At 71.3% G+C, this 15,521-nt stretch carries 16 protein-coding genes; 11 read left to right on the top strand and 5 right to left on the bottom strand.

Features of this window, described 5'->3' with window-relative positions; all coding sequences use genetic code 11:
* The first annotated feature begins 1 nt into the window (after position 1).
* From QFZ76_RS07400 to QFZ76_RS07390, 3 genes are all read left to right on the top strand, one after another.
* Positions 2-1,072 (top strand): low specificity L-threonine aldolase, encoded by a 1,071-nt coding sequence (locus tag QFZ76_RS07400; RefSeq protein ID WP_307672958.1) that lies wholly within the window; start codon positions 2-4, stop codon positions 1,070-1,072.
* A gap of 87 nt (positions 1,073-1,159) precedes the next feature.
* Positions 1,160-1,732, top strand: coding sequence for a transglutaminase domain-containing protein (locus QFZ76_RS07395; protein WP_307672957.1), 573 nt, complete (start codon positions 1,160-1,162; stop codon positions 1,730-1,732).
* A gap of 8 nt (positions 1,733-1,740) precedes the next feature.
* The gene (locus QFZ76_RS07390; RefSeq protein WP_307672956.1) at positions 1,741-2,436 is read left to right on the top strand and encodes a B3/4 domain-containing protein; all 696 of its coding nucleotides are present in this window, start codon (positions 1,741-1,743) and stop codon (positions 2,434-2,436) included.
* A gap of 24 nt (positions 2,437-2,460) precedes the next feature.
* Here QFZ76_RS07390 and QFZ76_RS07385 read toward each other — a convergent pair whose 3' ends face one another.
* Both QFZ76_RS07385 and QFZ76_RS07380 read right to left on the bottom strand, forming a co-directional pair.
* Positions 2,461-3,189 (bottom strand): 1-acyl-sn-glycerol-3-phosphate acyltransferase, encoded by a 729-nt coding sequence (locus QFZ76_RS07385; protein ID WP_307672955.1) that lies wholly within the window; start codon positions 3,187-3,189, stop codon positions 2,461-2,463.
* Between the two features lie 191 nt (positions 3,190-3,380).
* A complete protein-coding gene (locus QFZ76_RS07380) occupies positions 3,381-3,797 on the bottom strand; it encodes a DUF4395 domain-containing protein (protein WP_307672954.1) in 417 nt (138 codons plus the stop codon).
* Positions 3,798-3,874: 77 nt separating this feature from the next.
* Between QFZ76_RS07380 and QFZ76_RS07375 the strand changes: the two genes are divergently transcribed.
* The 4 genes from QFZ76_RS07375 to QFZ76_RS07360 all read left to right on the top strand — a co-directional run bounded on the left by QFZ76_RS07375 (position 3,875) and on the right by QFZ76_RS07360 (position 7,029).
* The gene (locus tag QFZ76_RS07375) at positions 3,875-4,288 is read left to right on the top strand and encodes a thioredoxin family protein (RefSeq protein WP_307679953.1); all 414 of its coding nucleotides are present in this window, start codon (positions 3,875-3,877) and stop codon (positions 4,286-4,288) included.
* A 207-nt stretch (positions 4,289-4,495) separates the two neighbouring features.
* Positions 4,496-5,005, top strand: coding sequence for a flavin reductase family protein (locus QFZ76_RS07370; protein ID WP_307672953.1), 510 nt, complete (start codon positions 4,496-4,498; stop codon positions 5,003-5,005).
* A 219-nt stretch (positions 5,006-5,224) separates the two neighbouring features.
* On the top strand, positions 5,225-6,013 hold the full coding sequence (locus QFZ76_RS07365) for an electron transfer flavoprotein subunit beta/FixA family protein (protein ID WP_307672952.1): 789 nt from the start codon (positions 5,225-5,227) through the stop codon (positions 6,011-6,013).
* A 53-nt stretch (positions 6,014-6,066) separates the two neighbouring features.
* Positions 6,067-7,029 (top strand): electron transfer flavoprotein subunit alpha/FixB family protein, encoded by a 963-nt coding sequence (locus tag QFZ76_RS07360; protein WP_307672951.1) that lies wholly within the window; start codon positions 6,067-6,069, stop codon positions 7,027-7,029.
* 61 nt (positions 7,030-7,090) lie between these two features.
* Here QFZ76_RS07360 and QFZ76_RS07355 read toward each other — a convergent pair whose 3' ends face one another.
* On the bottom strand, positions 7,091-8,014 hold the full coding sequence (locus tag QFZ76_RS07355; RefSeq protein ID WP_307672950.1) for an endonuclease/exonuclease/phosphatase family protein: 924 nt from the start codon (positions 8,012-8,014) through the stop codon (positions 7,091-7,093).
* Positions 8,015-8,251: 237 nt separating this feature from the next.
* Here QFZ76_RS07355 and QFZ76_RS07350 point away from each other — a divergent pair, with 237 nt between their 5' ends.
* Both QFZ76_RS07350 and QFZ76_RS07345 read left to right on the top strand, forming a co-directional pair.
* Positions 8,252-9,556 (top strand): aldolase, encoded by a 1,305-nt coding sequence (locus QFZ76_RS07350; protein WP_307672949.1) that lies wholly within the window; start codon positions 8,252-8,254, stop codon positions 9,554-9,556.
* 95 nt (positions 9,557-9,651) lie between these two features.
* Positions 9,652-11,394, top strand: coding sequence for a serine/threonine-protein kinase (locus QFZ76_RS07345; protein WP_307672948.1), 1,743 nt, complete (start codon positions 9,652-9,654; stop codon positions 11,392-11,394).
* Here QFZ76_RS07345 and QFZ76_RS07340 read toward each other — a convergent pair.
* Complete coding sequence (locus QFZ76_RS07340; protein ID WP_307672947.1) at positions 11,340-12,134, bottom strand: hypothetical protein; 795 nt, start codon at positions 12,132-12,134, stop codon at positions 11,340-11,342. The two genes, QFZ76_RS07345 and QFZ76_RS07340, sit on opposite strands and share 55 nt — an antisense overlap.
* A 7-nt stretch (positions 12,135-12,141) precedes the next feature.
* Positions 12,142-13,191, bottom strand: coding sequence for a LacI family DNA-binding transcriptional regulator (locus QFZ76_RS07335; RefSeq protein ID WP_307672946.1), 1,050 nt, complete (start codon positions 13,189-13,191; stop codon positions 12,142-12,144).
* 213 nt (positions 13,192-13,404) lie between these two features.
* Between QFZ76_RS07335 and QFZ76_RS07330 the strand changes: the two genes are divergently transcribed.
* A complete protein-coding gene (locus QFZ76_RS07330) occupies positions 13,405-14,358 on the top strand; it encodes an ROK family protein (protein WP_307672945.1) in 954 nt (317 codons plus the stop codon).
* A gap of 138 nt (positions 14,359-14,496) precedes the next feature.
* On the top strand, positions 14,497-15,507 hold the full coding sequence (locus tag QFZ76_RS07325) for a TIGR01777 family oxidoreductase (protein WP_307672944.1): 1,011 nt from the start codon (positions 14,497-14,499) through the stop codon (positions 15,505-15,507).
* Positions 15,508-15,521: the final 14 nt, after the last annotated feature.

The following is a 15,521-nucleotide window of genomic DNA, read 5'->3' as shown; positions in this document are numbered from 1 at the left end:
CGTGAACCCACCGAGGACCGACGCCCGGCGCCACCACGACCCGGACGTCCGCGGCTTCGCCAGCGACAACTACGCCGGGGCCCACCCGGAGGTGCTCGCCGCCCTGGCCCTGGCCAACGGCGGGCACCAGGTCGCGTACGGCGAGGACGACTACACCGAGAACCTCCAGCGGATCGTCCGCAGCCACTTCGGCTCGACGGCCCAGGCGTTCCCGGTCTTCAACGGCACCGGCGCCAACGTCGTCGCGCTCCAGGCGGTCACCGACCGCTGGGGCGCGGTGATCTGCGCCGAGAGCGCGCACATCCACGTCGACGAGGGCGGCGCCCCCGAGCGCATGGGCGGCCTCAAGCTGCTCACCGTGCCGACGCCCGACGGCAAGCTCACGCCCGAGCTGATCGACCGGCAGGCGTACGGCTGGGAGGACGAGCACCGTGCGATGCCGCAGGTCGTCTCGATCACCCAGAGCACGGAACTGGGCACCCTCTACACGCCCGACGAGATCCGCGCGATCTGCGACCACGCCCACGCGCGCGGCATGAAGGTCCACCTGGACGGCTCCCGCATCGCCAACGCGGCGGCCTCGCTGGACGTCCCGATGCGGACGTTCACCAACGCGGTGGGCGTCGACATCCTCTCCCTGGGCGGCACGAAGAACGGCGCTCTGTTCGGCGAGGCGGTCGTCGTCATCGACCAGGACGCCGTCAGTCACATGAAGCACCTGCGCAAGCTGTCCATGCAGCTCGCCTCCAAGATGCGCTTCGTGTCGGTGCAGTTGGAGGCCCTGCTCGCCAAGGACCTGTGGCTGCGCAACGCCCGCCACGCCAACGAGATGGCCCAGCGGCTCGCCGAGGGCGTACGGGCCGTGCACGGCGTGGAGATCCTCTACCCGGTGCAGGCCAACGGGGTCTTCGCGCGACTCCCTCATGAGGTGGGCGTGCGTCTGCAGGAGCGGTTCCGGTTCTACTTCTGGGACGAGACCTCGGGTGTCGTGCGCTGGATGTGCGCGTTCGACACCACGGAGGACGACGTGGACGCGTTCGTGGCGGCGCTGAAGGAGGAAATGGCGCGCTAGCCGACGGGACGCGCGAGGATGCATAGATATTCGGTAACCTGAAAAGTCATTGACTCGCAGGTGATCGCTTTCCTATGCTCTGCGGACATGGAGCTGATCCAGAACACCCCCGACCTGTCCGCGTATTTGGCTGCCGACGAGGTCATCGACCATGACCACCCGATCGTGCGTGACATGGCCGCGTGTCTCGCCAGGCAGGCAGATGACTCGTATGCCTATGCGCGGCTCGCCTTCGAGTTCGTGCGCGACACCATCCCGCACTCCGCCGACAGCGGTGACCCGCGTGTCACCTGGCGTGCATCCGACGTCCTGGAACAGGGCACCGGCATCTGCTACGCGAAGGCGCACGCGCTGGCCGCGCTGCTGCGGGCCGAGGACATCCCGACGGCCCTGTGCTACCAGAAGCTCGGGGAGGTGCACGGCCTGGTCGCCGTGCGCTTCAACGGTGCCTGGCATCGGCAGGACCCCCGCGGCAACAAGCCCGGGGTGAACGCCCAGTTCTCCCTCGACGGCGAGCAGCTGGCCTTCACACCCGACCCGGAGTCCAATGAGCTGGACTACCCGGTCCTGTACGCTGAACCTCACCCGGTCGTCCTCGGCGTACTCCAGGCCGCCCCCGACCGGGCGTACCTCTGGAAGACCCTTCCCACCGCACTCTGAGGCAGGCGATGACCCTCACCCTGACCGTGTCCGACGAGGTGCGCGCTCTCGCGCCCGGCTTCACCCACCTCGCGATCCAGGCGCACGGCCTCGTCAACGGACCCAGCACCGACGCCAGTTCCGCCCTCCTCGACGACGCGGCCCGCCGGCTCGCCGTACGCCTGGACGGGCGCGCCCCGCACGAGGACCCGCACATGGCCGCCTGGCGCGAGGCCTACACGGCGTTCGGGTCGAAGCCCTCACGGACCCGCAACTCGGCGGAGGCGCTGGCCAAGAGGGCCCTGTCGGAGGGCGGGCTGCCGCGGATCAACCTGTTGGTCGACCTCTACAACGCGATCAGCGTCGCCCACCTGATCCCCGTCGGCGGCGAGGACGTCGACCGTGTCCAGGGAGGCATGCGTCTCGTGCGGGCCACCGGAGATGAGGACTTCGTGACCGTCGTCGGCGGCGCGGAGATCGTCGAACACCCCGACGCGGGCGAGGTGGTGTGGCGCGACGACGCGGGCGTGACCTGCCGCCGCTGGAACTGGCGCCAGGGGCCGCGCACCCGGCTCACCGAGGACACCGTCTCCGGGATCTTCCTGCTGGAGAGCCTGGCCCCGATGCCGGCCTCCGACGTCGAGGCGGCGGCGGCCGAACTCGCCGAGCTGCTGGAGAAGTTCAGTCCGGGAGCCCGGATCGCCGTCGGGTCCCCGGTGTCCTGATCCGCCCCGGCGGAGCGTGGCGGATCAGCGCGCCTCGGCCTCGCGGACCTGCTCCGGGGTCGGCGCGGTGCCGCCGAGATGGGCCGGCATCCACCAGGTGTCGTCCGCGTCCTTGGGACGGACCGGGTAGGCGCGCTGGGCCGCCTCCAGCAGCTCGTTCACCCGCTCGCGCACCTGCCGGGTGATCGCGCCCGCGTACTTGTCCCGGGAGGCCTCGATCGTCTCGCCGACGCGGATGGTGATCGGGGTGTGGCTGCGCTTGAAGTTGCGCGGGTGCCCCTTGGTCCACAGCCGCTGCGTGCCCCACAGCGCCACCGGGATGAGCGGTACGCCCGCCTCCTGGGCCATGCGCGCGGCGCCCGACTTGAAGCTCTTCAGCGTGAACGACGGCGAGATCGTCGCCTCCGGGAAGACGCCCACGATCTCGCCGGACCTGAGCGAGTCCAGCGCGTGGGCGTAGGCCGTCTCGCCCTGGTTGCGGTCCACCGGGATGTGCTTCATCCCGCGCATCAGCGGGCCGGAGACCTTGTGGCGGAAAACCGACTCCTTCGCCATGAAGCGAACAAGGCGTTTCTGCGGGAGCGCCGCGAGTCCGTCGAAGATGAAGTCCAGGTAGCTGATGTGGTTGCTCACCAGCACGGCGCCGCCCGAGCGCGGGATGTTCTCCGAACCCTTGCAGTCGATCTTGAGGTCCCACACCTTGAACAACGCCTGGGCGAGACCGACGACGGGGCGGTAGACAAGCTCTGCCATGGACGGAGTGGACCCTTCCATTCTCTGCCTGGGAAAAGGAAACTCCCGGCGGGAAAGCTACGCAGCCGTAGGTTTACGGCATCTCGCAGATCGTGCCCCAAGAACGGACCGGGAGCCAGTCTTCGTGCCCGTCAAGGGCGAGATTCTCGTCACGTCCACCCAGTGATCCACCTCGGGCTTTTAAGCCGCCTTTACTCCGTGCGTACCGTTACCCGACGTACAAGCAGGTACATCTCGCACCCCAGGCAGTACCCGAACGCGGCATTCAGGAAGGCGGCGGCGAGCGCGGCCCCCGTGGCGGCGAGTCCCAGCCAGTCGGGGCCCAGTGCGAAGCCGACGAGGCCCAGGCCCGCGAAGACCAGTCCCACCGCCTGGGCGAACCTCGGCGGCTCGGGCGCCTCGAACTCGGTGGGCGGCCCGAGCCGCGGCCGCACGGCCCGTCGGAACAGCCAGCCGTACGGTGAACGCCCCACGCCGCCCGCCGCGCCCAGCGCGAACGCCAGGGTCTGCCAGGCCAGCAGCCAGGCGCTCCCCGTGATCAGCACGACCGCCAGCACGACGGTCGTCACGGCCGCCCCGAAGCGCGGCCCCCTTGCATCGATGTCCATAAGGATCAAGGATCCCGCAGCGGACGGATTCAGGGGAGGCGGGAATCTTTGCAGTCTCGTGAATGCTGGTGCAGAAGATGACCGGACTTGTGGTGTGTGTGGCGGTGCTCGCGGCGGCGAGCGCCTTCGGAGTGCTGCATCGGCGGCGGAGCGGGAGAGTACGGGTGCGCGGGCGCGACGACGGAAAACGGCTCGGCGTGGCCGAACTCGGTGGCCCGCTCGGCGAGCGCGCCACGCTCGTCCAGTTCTCCAGCGCCTTCTGTGCCCCCTGCCGGGCGACCCGACGAGTCCTCGGCGAGGTGGCCGGCATGGTCCCCGGCGTGACCCACGTCGAGATCGACGCCGAGGAGCGGCTGGAGCTGGTCCGGGAACTCGACATCCTCAAGACCCCGACCGTGCTGGTCCTGGACGCCGACGGCCGGGTCGTACGACGGGCGGTCGGACAGCCGCGCAAGGCCGACGTGATCGCCGCGTTGGGAGAGGCGGTCTGAGGGCAGGAGACCAGGGGTGAGCCATCTCCCATATGCCGGGACGTACTTGACTGTGCGCACCACCTATCGTCAGCCTGACCGTATGCCGTCGGAACTCCTTCTCTTCGGGCGGGTCCACGTCGACCTGGCCCGCAACGCGAGCGCGCGCTGTCCGGGCTGTTGAGCAGCCAAGGACGCCCCCGCCACTCCTCGCAGAAGGACAGCTCCATGACGGCCACGCCCGACCTCGACGCCGCCCGGCTCGCCTCGCCCGACCTGCTCCGCTCGGTTTTCCGGCGGCACGCGGCGGGAGTCGCCGTGATCACCGCCCGCGGTGACGCCGGCCCCGTCGGATTCACGGCCACCTCCCTCACCTCGGTCTCCGCCGAACCCCCGCTGCTGTCCTTCGGCATCGGCACGGGCGCCTCCAGTTGGCCCGCGGTGGCCGAGACCGACCACGTCGGAGTGCACATACTCGGCGAGCACCAACAGGACCTGGCCGCCACCTTCGCCCGCAGCGGCGCCGACCGCTTCGGCGCGGCGACCGCCTGGCGCGAGGGCCCCGAGGGCGTTCCCGTCCTCGACGACGTCCAGGCCTGGCTGCTGTGCCGGATCGCCGCCCGGGTACCCGCCGGCGACCACCGCCTCGTGCTGGCCGAGGTCGTCCTCGGCGACTCCACGGGTCCCGGCCGCCCGCTGCTCTACCACCAGGGGCGGTTCCACGGGCTGCGCGACTGATCGGCGCGACCCCTCTTCTGCGAAGCGGTCGAGTTCCGATTACGCTGCGTTGCAAAGGTCACAGTTCAAAGCGCTTGCTTAGCGGGAACGAACTGGGTGTACTGACGAGTAATATTTCGGTCGGAGCGCGGGTCGCTCCGACCGGGATCGGCCGCTTGGGGCGCCTATGCTGCCTGCAAGTAGGCAGTCGAAAACTGACGATGCAGTAGGAGAGCCGGCGTGAGCTTGAGGATCGTTGTCACTGTGAAGTACGTGCCCGACGCCACTGGCGACCGGCACTTCGCCGATGACCTGACCGTCGACCGGGACGACGTGGACGGTCTGCTCTCCGAGCTGGACGAGTACGCGGTCGAGCAGGCGCTGCAGATCTCCGAGAACTCCGATGACGATGTCGAGGTCACCGTCCTGACGGTGGGTCCCGAGGACGCCAAGGACGCGCTGCGCAAGGCGCTGTCGATGGGTGCGGACAAGGCGATCCACGTCGAGGACGAGGACCTGCACGGTACGGATGCGATCGGTACCTCGCTGGTGCTGGCCAAGGCGGTCGAGAAGGCTGGTTACGACCTGGTGATCTCCGGTATGGCCTCCACCGACGGCACCATGGGTGTGGTGCCGGCGCTGCTGGCGGAGCGGCTGGGGGTGCCGCAGGTGACGCTGCTGTCCGAGGTGTCCGTCCAGGACGGGGTCGTCAAGGGCCGCCGGGACGGCGACTCGGCCACCGAGCAGCTGGAGGCCTCGCTGCCGGCCGTGGTGTCGGTGACCGACCAGTCGGGTGAGGCGCGCTACCCGTCGTTCAAGGGCATCATGGCGGCGAAGAAGAAGCCGGTTGCGGCCTGGGACCTGTCCGACCTGGGCCTTGAGGCCGAGGAGGTCGGACTCGACGGCGCCTACACGGTCGTCGACTCCGCGGCCGAGCGCCCGGCGCGCACCGCCGGCACGATCGTCAAGGACGAGGGCGAGGGCGGCAAGCAGCTCGCCGAGTTCCTCGCGGGCCAGAAGTTCATCTAGCCCCAACCCCCTCACCGCCCCTCAGACTTCGCAATCCGCAGGAGAGCATTCCCATGGCTGAAGTTCTCGTCTACGTCGACCACGTGGACGGCGCCGTCCGCAAGCCCACCCTGGAGCTGCTGACCCTGGCCCGCCGCATCGGCGAGCCGGTCGCCGTCGCGCTGGGCGCGGGTGCCGCCGAGACCGCCGCCGTTCTCGGCGAGCACGGCGCGACCCGCGTGCTCACGCACGAGGCCGCCGAGTACGCCGACTACCTGGTCGTCCCGAAGGTGGACGCCCTGCAGGCCGCCTACGAGGCGGTCTCCCCCACCGCCGTGCTGGTGCCGTCCTCCGCCGAGGGCAAGGAGATCGCCGCCCGCCTCGCGCTGCGCATCAACTCCGGCATCATCACCGACGCGATCGACCTGGAGGCCGGCGAGGCGGGCCCGGTGGCCACCCAGTCGGTGTTCGCCGCGTCCTTCACCACCAAGTCCCGCATCGCCAAGGGCACCCCGGTCATCACCGTCAAGCCGAACAGCGCCGCCGTGGAGGCCGCCCCGGCCGACGGTACGGTCGAGGCCCTGGCCGTCACCTTCTCCGCGCAGGCGACCGGCACCAAGGTCACCGCCCGTACCCCGCGCGAGTCCAGCGGCCGCCCGGAGCTGACCGAGGCCGCGATCGTGGTCTCCGGCGGCCGCGGCGTCAACGGCGCCGAGAACTTCGCGATCATCGAGGCCCTGGCCGACTCCCTGGGCGCGGCCGTCGGCGCCTCCCGTGCCGCGGTGGACGCGGGCTGGTACCCGCACACCAACCAGGTCGGCCAGACCGGCAAGAGCGTCTCCCCGCAGCTGTACATCGCCTCCGGCATCTCCGGCGCGATCCAGCACCGGGCCGGCATGCAGACCTCGAAGACGATCGTGGCGGTCAACAAGGACGCCGAGGCCCCGATCTTCGACCTGGTCGACTACGGCATCGTCGGCGACCTCTTCGACGTCGTCCCCCAGCTCACCGAGGAGATCAACACCCGCAAGGGCTGATCTCGCTCCGGGCGTACGAGGCCCCCGTGACCGCTTCCGCAGCGGTCACGGGGGCCTCGGCTCATCCCAGGGTCAACGACGCCTGCACCGGCAGGTGGTCGCTCGGGAACTGGCCGTCCAGTGCGAAGGTGTTGATCGAGGCGCGGTGGGTCGTGACGCCCGGCGAGACGAGGATCCAGTCGATGCGGTCGCCGTCCGGCGTCAGCGGCTGGTAGCCGTGGAAGGTCCCGTACAGCCTGCTCCGCTCCTCCGCGCTGTCCCAGGTGTCGACCAGGCCCGCGCCCAGCATCGTGTCGTAGACCGCGTTCTTGTGGGCGGCGACGTTGAAGTCGCCCGTCGTCAGGACCGGGAGTGTCCGGTCCAGCCCGGCGATCCGCAGGGCGGTGAGGGACGCGGCACGCGCGCGTGCGTACTGACTGGCGTTGTCGAGGTGCGTGTTCAGGACGTAGAACTCCCGGTTCCCGTCGAGCAGATCACGGAAGCGGACCCAGGTCACCATCCGGATGTGGGCGCCGCCCCAGGTGTTCGAGCCGATCACGTTCGGGGTGTCGGAGAGCCAGAAGTGGTCGTACTCCTGAGGGGCGAGCCGGCGGGCGTCGTAGAAGACCGCCATGAACTCGTCGCGGCTGCCGCCCGCGCGGCCGGTGCCGATCCAGTCGAAGTGCGGTCCGAGGTCGCTCTCGATGTCGCGCAGCTGCTGGTAGACGCCTTCCTGCGTGCCGATGAGGTGCGGCCTCTCGCGGCGCAGCAGCTCGCGCATCACCGGTCTGCGGGCGGTCCAGCTGTGGGGCTCGACGGTGCTCGCGAAGCGGAGGTTGAACGACATGACCTGGAGGCGGCCGTCTCGCGGCTCGCCCGCCGAGGCCGGCTCACCCGCCGAGGCCGGTCCGGGCGAGAGTGCTGTACTGGACAGGGGCACGCAGATCGTGGCGGCTAACGCGGCCTTCAGGCCCGTGCGGCGCGTGACTCGGCTGTGGTTCGGCACAGGGGCTCCTTCTGTGGCGGCTTCCGGGCGAGTCGGACGGGGGAGTCGGACGGGAGTGCTGTGAAGACGCGGTGGACTTTGGGAAGTTGTCTGTTGAACGGTGGCAGACAGACGTGAACATGCCGAGATGCCGGAGGTGGACCGAATGAAAGACGGTGTTGACCAGCAGGAAGGTTGCCCGATAACTTCGCTCTACGGATTGTTGATTCCGTATAGCGGAAAATAGGAGGGTTCGGGATGGGTCAGGGCCAGCAGGAGCAGGTGGCGACGAGCCTCGCGGGCGCCGTCAGCGAGGAGATCAGCGCCTCCCTCGCCCCGGTCGACGCCGAACTGGAGCGCCGCTACCCCGGCGACCCCGGCACCCGCCAGCCCGTCCACACCGTCTACGTCCCCGGCGACGCCTTCGCCGCCGACACGATCCGTTCCTGGGGCGACCAGGCCCTCGCCGCTCTCGACGAACACGCCCCGGACGCCGCCTCCTTCGCCGCGGTCCTCGGCCTGTCCGACGAACTGGCCGAACCGGTCTACTCCCGCGTCCGCGCCAAGCTGGAACACGAGCCGATCGAGGACCTGCGCGTCGACTTCGAGGACGGCTACGGCCCCCGCCCGGACGCCGAGGAGGACGAGACGGCCGCCCGCGCCGCCCGCCTGATCGCCGAGGCGTTCAAGAACGGCACGGCGGCGCCGTACATGGGCATCCGCATGAAGTGCATGGAGGCGGCGGTCCGCGACCGGGGCATCCGCACGCTCGACATCTTCCTCACCGGCCTGATGGAGGCCGGCCCACTGCCCGACGGGCTGATCCTGACGCTGCCGAAGGTGACGTATCCCGAGCAGGTCGGTGCCATGGTCCGCCTCCTCGAGGCCTTCGAGAAGGCACGCGGCCTCGAGCCCGGCCGGATCGGGTTCGAGATCCAGATCGAGACCAGCCAGTCCATCCTCGCCACCGACGGCACCGCGACCGTCGCCCGCATGATCCAGGCCGCCGAGGGCCGCGCCACCGGGCTGCACTACGGCACCTTCGACTACAGCGCCTGCCTGGGCGTGTCCGCCGCCTACCAGGCCAGCGACCACCCGGCCGCCGACCACGCCAAGGCGATCATGCAGGTAGCGGCCGCGGGGACGGGCGTACGCGTCTCGGACGGCTCGACGAACGTGCTCCCCGTCGGCCCGACCGCCAAGGTCCACGACGCCTGGCGCCTGCACTACGGCCTCACCCGGCGCGCCCTGGCTCGCGCCTACTACCAGGGCTGGGACATGCACCCCCGCCACATCCCGACCCGCTACGCGGCCGTCTTCGCCTTCTACCGCGAGGGCTTCGCACAGGCCGCCGCCCGCCTGGCCCGCTATGCCAACCGCACCGGCGGCGACGTCATGGACGAACCCGCCACCGCCAAGGCCCTCAGCGGCTACCTTCTGCGCGGCCTGGATTGCGGCGCCCTCGACATCGCCGAGGTCGCCCGCCTGTCCGGCCTGACCCGGGCGGACCTGGAGGCCTTCGCGACACCGCGGCGAGGCGACCTCACGGCCTCGGGGAAGTAGCGGACCTGTCACAGCGGCCACCGCCGCACCGCGCTGTCCCCCCGGCCCCGTAGGCTGTACGCCACGCACGGACGGGTCACAGGAACGGGGCGGCGGTGTCTTCGGGGGAGTACGGACAGACGGACGGGGTCGGGCGGGTGCTGGCCGGGCGCTACCGGGTCGTGGCACAACTCGGGCGCGGCGGCATGGGCGTGGTGTGGCGGGCCGTCGACGAGGTGCTCGGGCGCGAGGTCGCCGTCAAGGAACTGCGCACCTACACGGACGCCGACGGCCCCGAACTCTCCGGACTGCGGCTGCGGATGCAGCGCGAGGCCCGTGCGGCCGCCCGGGTGCGTCACACCGGCGTCGTGGCCGTGCACGACGTCACCGAGCTCGACGGCCGTCCGCTGATCGTGATGGAGCTGGTGGACGGACCGTCCCTGGACGACGTCCTGCGCGAGGGCGGCACCCTCGACCCGCGCGAGGCGGCCAGGATCGGCGCCAAGGTCATGGACGCGCTGGCCGCCGCCCACCGCGCCGGCGTCCTGCACCGAGACGTGAAGCCCGGCAACATCCTGCTGGAGCGCTCCGGCCGCGTCGTCCTCACCGACTTCGGCATAGCCACCATGGAGGACCCGGGCGACGGCTCGGCCACCCACCTCACCCGCAGCGGCGAACTCGTCGGCTCCCTGGACTACTTGGCACCCGAACGCGCCCAGGGCGCCGCACCCGGCCCCGCCTCCGACATCTGGGCCCTCGGCGCCACGCTGTTCGCGGCGGTCGAAGGCACCGCGCCCTTCCGCCGTACGTCCACCTTCTCCACCCTCACCGCCATCGTCTCCGAGCCCCTGCCCGAATCCCACAGCGCCGGTCACCTGGGGCCCGTCCTCCAACGGCTGCTGGACAAGCGGCCCGAGTCCCGCCCGGAGGCGGACGAGGCGCGGAAACTGCTCCAGGCGGTGGCGGACTCGGGCGGTTCGGACACGCCGACGACGACGTTGCGGGGTGTGGCGGGCGTGGCGGGTGCCGGCAAGCCGGCGCCGGAGGAGGAGAGGGAGCGGAGTGCTCCGACGGTAATGCCGGGATTCGGGCCCGTGGAGGCCGCCGCACCAGGTACGTCAGGTTTCGGGCCCGCGGAGCAAGCGGCGCCGCCCGGACCGGCGGCCGCGCCCGCACCCGAAACCTCTCCTCCCACCGGCCTCCTGGCCACCCCCAACCCGCCCCGCCGCAAGGGCCGTGCCCTCCTCGCCGCCGCGGCCGTCGCCGTCGTCCTCGCCACGGCCGGGGTCTCCGTGGCCCTGCTGAACGACCAGAAAGACGCCGAAGCCGGGACACGGCCCACCGCCTCGGCCACCTCCGCCTCGGCCACGGGCCAGGCCGCCGCCGGCAGCCCGGACGCCCCCAAGCCGAGCGAACAGGGCGACGAGAAGCCCCCCACGGCGACCAACTCCCCGAGCGGCAAGACCGACACCACGCCCACCAGCCCGGCTCCCACGCCCTCCCCGACCAAGACCTCCGGCGGCGCTTCCGGTGACGGCGGCACGCCGGGCGCAGGCGGTACGACGACCGCCCCGGCCTCCTCCTGCCGGCCCATAGGCGGCGGCAAGTACAACTGCGAGGTCTGGCGCACCGCCAAGTCGTACACCGCCTCCGGCACCGAGGTCGGCGTCCTCAACGCGGGCACCAGCTACTTCTACTGCCAGCAGAACCTGGGCCGCCGCGAGACGTACGGCGAGTGGACCAACGTCTGGTGGGCGAAGACGGACGACGACAGCGGCAACACGGACGTCTACGTCAGCGACGTCTACGTCGAGGGCGGCGACAACGACGAGCCGGTGCCGGGGCTGCCGGTCTGCTGAACCCGTACGTACCGCTCCAGGCCGGAAGCCGTCACCCGCTTCTCGTCCTTGAACAGCCGCGTACCCCGCTCGCACAGTCGCCGGTCGGCACGGGCCCGCGCGCAGAACGCCTCGGGTGTGACCCCGAACAGTTCCCTCAACCGGGCCGATCCCACGAGGAGTTCGGTGAGCAGCGGCCGCTGGCCCGGGTGCGTGCGCGGGGCGCCGGTGCCGTCATGCAGCACGCCGTGGCGGTTGACGTACGCGCACACGCCCGGGAGGACCGTCCCGGGCGCCGGCTCGACGCGCACCGCGGGTGCGGACAGCCAGGCCCGGCCGTAGTTGCCGTTCGGCAGCGGTACGCCCTCGCTCGCGTCGACCACCGCGAGCTGCTGGGCGTCGAGCCAGATGACGAACAACTCCCGCACGGTGCCCGGCGCGTCGAAGGGCGACGCGGACACGTATCCGAAGCGGCTGACGTGTGCGGAGACGCCGATGTCGATGCCGGTGACCCGGGCCCTGACCATCGGGATGGGCGAGGTGATCCCGAACTCGGCCATCTTGTGGCGGAGTTGGGCGGGGCTGGCGTTGGAGCCGACGGCGAGGACGGGCGTGCGGTCTGCGTGCACGAGGTGGTCGAGGGGGAGGAGGTGGTTCCGGTCCAGGAGTGCGGACTCCCGCGGCCAGGCTCCCGGGTAGCGGAGGGGGTGATCGCGCGGCACCTCGGCCAGGCCGAGCGCCTCGAGGGTGCGGTTCTCCATGGGCCGCTCAGTCCGCCGGCGGCAGCTCGCCCGAGCCGCGCGTGATCAGCCGGGTCGGCAGTTCGATCCGCTCCGGGGTGAGCAGAGTGCCGTCCAGCTGGTGGAAGAGACGCTCGGCGGCCGTACGGCCCAGGGTCGCCGCGTCCTGGGCGACGACCGTGACGCCGGGCTGGAGCAGGTCGGCGAGCTCGATGTCGTCGAAGCCCACGAAGGCGATACGACGGGTCTGTTCGGCGAGGACGCGGATCACGGTGACCGTCACCCGGTTGTTGCCCGCGAAGATCGCGGTGACGGGGGAGTGGCCGGTCAGCATCTCCTCGGCCGCCCGCCGCACCCGCCCGGGGTCGGTGACGCCCAGGGACATCCAGGAGTCCTCCACGGCTATGCCCGCGTCCTCCATGGCGGCCCGGTAGCCGCGCAGCCGTTCGGCGGCGGTGTGGATGCGGGGCATGTCGCCGATGAACCCGATCCGCCGGTGGCCGTGGGCGATGAGGTGGGCCACGCCGTCACGGGCGCCGCCGTAGTTGTCCGACAGGACGACATCGGCGTCGACCTTCCCGGCCGGACGGTCGACGAACACCGTCGCGACGCCGGCCTTCAACTCCGGCTCCAGGTAGCGGTGGTCGTCACCTGCCGGAATCACCACCAGCCCGTCCACCCGCCGCGCGCACAGCGCCAGCACCAGCTCCTGCTCGCGCTCCGGGTCCTCCGCGCTGGAACCGTTGATCAGCAGCGCCCCGTGGGCCCGGGCCACCTCCTCGACGGCGCGGCTGAGCGGGCCGTAGAACGGGTCCGCGAGGTCCTCGAGGACCAGCCCGATGCTGGCGGTGCGACCCTTGCGCAGCACCCGCGCGCTGTCGTTGCGCCTGAAGCCCAGTGCGTCGATGGCCTCCTGGACACGGCGTTCCGTCTCCGGCGTGACGCCCGGCTCCCCGTTGACCACCCGCGAGACCGTTTTCAGTCCGACCCCGGCCCGCGCGGCCACGTCCTTCATGGTCGGACGGTTGCCGTAGCGGGTCCCTGGGAAGCGGTCTGCTCGGCTGTGGGTCTCGGGCACGATGCGGTGTCCTGTCCTGTCGTCCACGGGGATGCGGCGGTCATGATGGTGTATGAGGATGTGGCGTCGAGCATAGAGCCTGGACAACGTTGTCAGATGCGGGAGACACTGTCCACCGCAATCTCCGGCCTGCGCCCCCACCGCGAGGCCGGCCTGCAGTTCCTCATGGTTGTTCTCATGGTTGTTCATGTCTGACGGGGAGATCCGACACTGATGCACACCGACCTCGTGGCCGCGCTCGACATCGGCGGCACCAAGATCGCCGGGGCGCTGGTCGACGGCCACGGCCGGATCCAGGCCCGCGCGCAGCGCGCCACACCCGCGCGGGAGGACGGCGAGACCGTGATGCGGGCCGTCGAGGAGGTGCTTGCCGAGCTGACCGCATCGCCTCTGTGGGGACGCGCCACGGCGCTCGGCATCGGCAGCGCGGGCCCGGTGGACGCCTCCACGGGCACGGTGAGCCCGGTGAACGTGCCCGGCTGGCGGGACTATCCGCTGGTCCAGCGGGTGCGGGCGGCGGTTGGTGGGCTGCCCGTCGAGCTGATCGGCGACGGCGTCGCGATCACGGCCGCCGAGCACTGGCAGGGCGCGGCCCGCGGCCACGACAACGCCCTGTGCATGGTGGTGTCGACGGGCGTCGGCGGCGGCCTGGTCCTCGGCGGTCAGCTGCACGCGGGCCCGACCGGCAACGCCGGTCACATCGGCCACATCAGCGTCGACCTCGACGGCGACTCCTGCCCCTGCGGCTCGCGCGGCTGTGTGGAGCGGATCGCCAGCGGTCCGAACATCGCCCGGCGGGCCTTCGAGAACGGCTGGCGGCCCGGCCCGGACGGCGACGCCTCCGCCGCCGCGGTGGCCGCCGCCGCACGCGCCGGCGATCCGGTCGCCGTGGCCTCCTTCGAGCGGGCCGCCCAGGCGCTGGCCGCCGGGATCGCGGCCACCGCGACGCTCGTGGAGATCGACGTCGCCGTCATCGGTGGCGGCGTGGGCAAAGCGGGCGACGTGCTGTTCACGCCGCTGCGCAAGGCCCTGAGCGAGTACGCGACCCTGTCCTTCGTCCAGCGGCTGACGGTGACGCCCGCCCAGATGGGCACGGACGCGGGGCTGGTGGGGGCGGCCGCGGCGGCGCTCGCCAGACGGGCGGAGGCGGCCGCGGCGGGAGTCTGACGCGCTCGGCAGGAACGTTTACTCGGAGCTCGGTCGATCTACGCGGGTCGGCCGAGCTCCGTGGTGTACGGCACACCGTCAATTTTGAACACGTTCAACTTTTCGCGCTAGGCTTGCCCCACACGAAGGGGGAGCCCGATGAAGATCGTCATACCCGGGGGAACCGGGCAGGTCGGCGCGGTCCTCGACCGTGCGCTGACCGCCGCGGGCCACGAGGTCGTCGTCCTGACGCGACAGCCGCGGCGTGAGCGCGAGGTCGCCTGGGACGGGGAGACGCCGGGAGCCTGGACCCAGGAGATCGACGGCAGCGACGTCGTGATCAACCTGGCCGGCCGCAGTGTCAGCTGCCGCTACACCGAGGCCAACCTGCGGGCCATGATGGATTCGCGGGTGCGTTCCACGCAGGTCGTCGGCGAGGCGATCGAGGCCGCGGCACGGCCGCCCCGCATCTGGCTGCAGATGAGTACGGCCACCGTCTACGCCCACCGCTTCGACGCGCCGAACGACGAGGCGACGGGCGTGATCGGGGGCGAGGAGCCCGGCGTACCGGACTACTGGGCCTACAGCGTCGAGATCGCCAGGAACTGGGAACTGGCCCAGCGGCAGACCGAAACCCCGCACACCCGCAAGGTCGCCCTGCGCTCCGCCATGGTGATGAGCCCGGACCGCGGCGGCGTCTTCGACGTCCTGTCGTGGCTGACGCGGCTCGGGCTCGGCGGTCCGGTCGCGGGCGGCGCCCAGTACGTGTCCTGGATCCACGACCGGGACTTCGTCCGCGCCGTCGAGTTCCTGATCGACCGTGACGACATCGACGGGCCGGTGAATCTCGCCGCTCCCGGACCGCTGCCGCAACGCGCGTTCATGCGCGCCCTGCGCTCCGCGTGGCGCGTACCGGCAGGTCTGCCCGCCACGAAGTGGATGGCGGAGATCGGCGCGTTCGCGCTGCGCTCGGACACCGAACTCCTGCTCAAGAGCCGCCGCGTGGTCCCGGGCCGCCTGATTGAAGCGGGCTTCGCCTTCGACCACGCCGAGTGGCCCGGAGCCGCCGACGACCTGGTACGACGGCTGCGCGAAGGGCGCGCTTCTGGCGGGCGTGCCCTTCGGAGGCGACTTCCCGCACGTCCGCGATCACTCCAGCGCCGGGCGTGACCCCCGCGGCAGTT

The sequence above is a fragment of the Streptomyces sp. V4I2 genome (genome assembly GCF_030817655.1).
GTDB lineage: Bacteria > Actinomycetota > Actinomycetes > Streptomycetales > Streptomycetaceae > Streptomyces > Streptomyces plumbiresistens.
The sequence above is the reverse complement of the archived record's forward strand: the minus strand, read 5'-3'. Positions and strand labels throughout refer to the sequence as shown.

What these genes read in the sequence shown, in the direction of transcription:
- QFZ76_RS07395 (WP_307672957.1), top strand. Translation starts at nt 1,160, where the DNA reads ATGGAGCTGATCCAGAACACCCCCGACCTGTCCGCGTATTTGGCTGCC.
- QFZ76_RS07390 (WP_307672956.1), top strand. Translation starts at nt 1,741, where the DNA reads ATGACCCTCACCCTGACCGTGTCCGACGAGGTGCGCGCTCTCGCGCCC.
- QFZ76_RS07385 (WP_307672955.1), bottom strand. Translation starts at nt 3,189, where the DNA reads ATGGCAGAGCTTGTCTACCGCCCCGTCGTCGGTCTCGCCCAGGCGTTG.
- QFZ76_RS07380 (WP_307672954.1), bottom strand. Translation starts at nt 3,797, where the DNA reads ATGGACATCGATGCAAGGGGGCCGCGCTTCGGGGCGGCCGTGACGACC.
- QFZ76_RS07375 (WP_307679953.1), top strand. Translation starts at nt 3,875, where the DNA reads ATGACCGGACTTGTGGTGTGTGTGGCGGTGCTCGCGGCGGCGAGCGCC.
- QFZ76_RS07370 (WP_307672953.1), top strand. Translation starts at nt 4,496, where the DNA reads ATGACGGCCACGCCCGACCTCGACGCCGCCCGGCTCGCCTCGCCCGAC.
- QFZ76_RS07360 (WP_307672951.1), top strand. Translation starts at nt 6,067, where the DNA reads ATGGCTGAAGTTCTCGTCTACGTCGACCACGTGGACGGCGCCGTCCGC.
- QFZ76_RS07350 (WP_307672949.1), top strand. Translation starts at nt 8,252, where the DNA reads ATGGGTCAGGGCCAGCAGGAGCAGGTGGCGACGAGCCTCGCGGGCGCC.
- QFZ76_RS07340 (WP_307672947.1), bottom strand. Translation starts at nt 12,134, where the DNA reads ATGGAGAACCGCACCCTCGAGGCGCTCGGCCTGGCCGAGGTGCCGCGC.
- QFZ76_RS07330 (WP_307672945.1), top strand. Translation starts at nt 13,405, where the DNA reads ATGCACACCGACCTCGTGGCCGCGCTCGACATCGGCGGCACCAAGATC.
- QFZ76_RS07325 (WP_307672944.1), top strand. Translation starts at nt 14,497, where the DNA reads ATGAAGATCGTCATACCCGGGGGAACCGGGCAGGTCGGCGCGGTCCTC.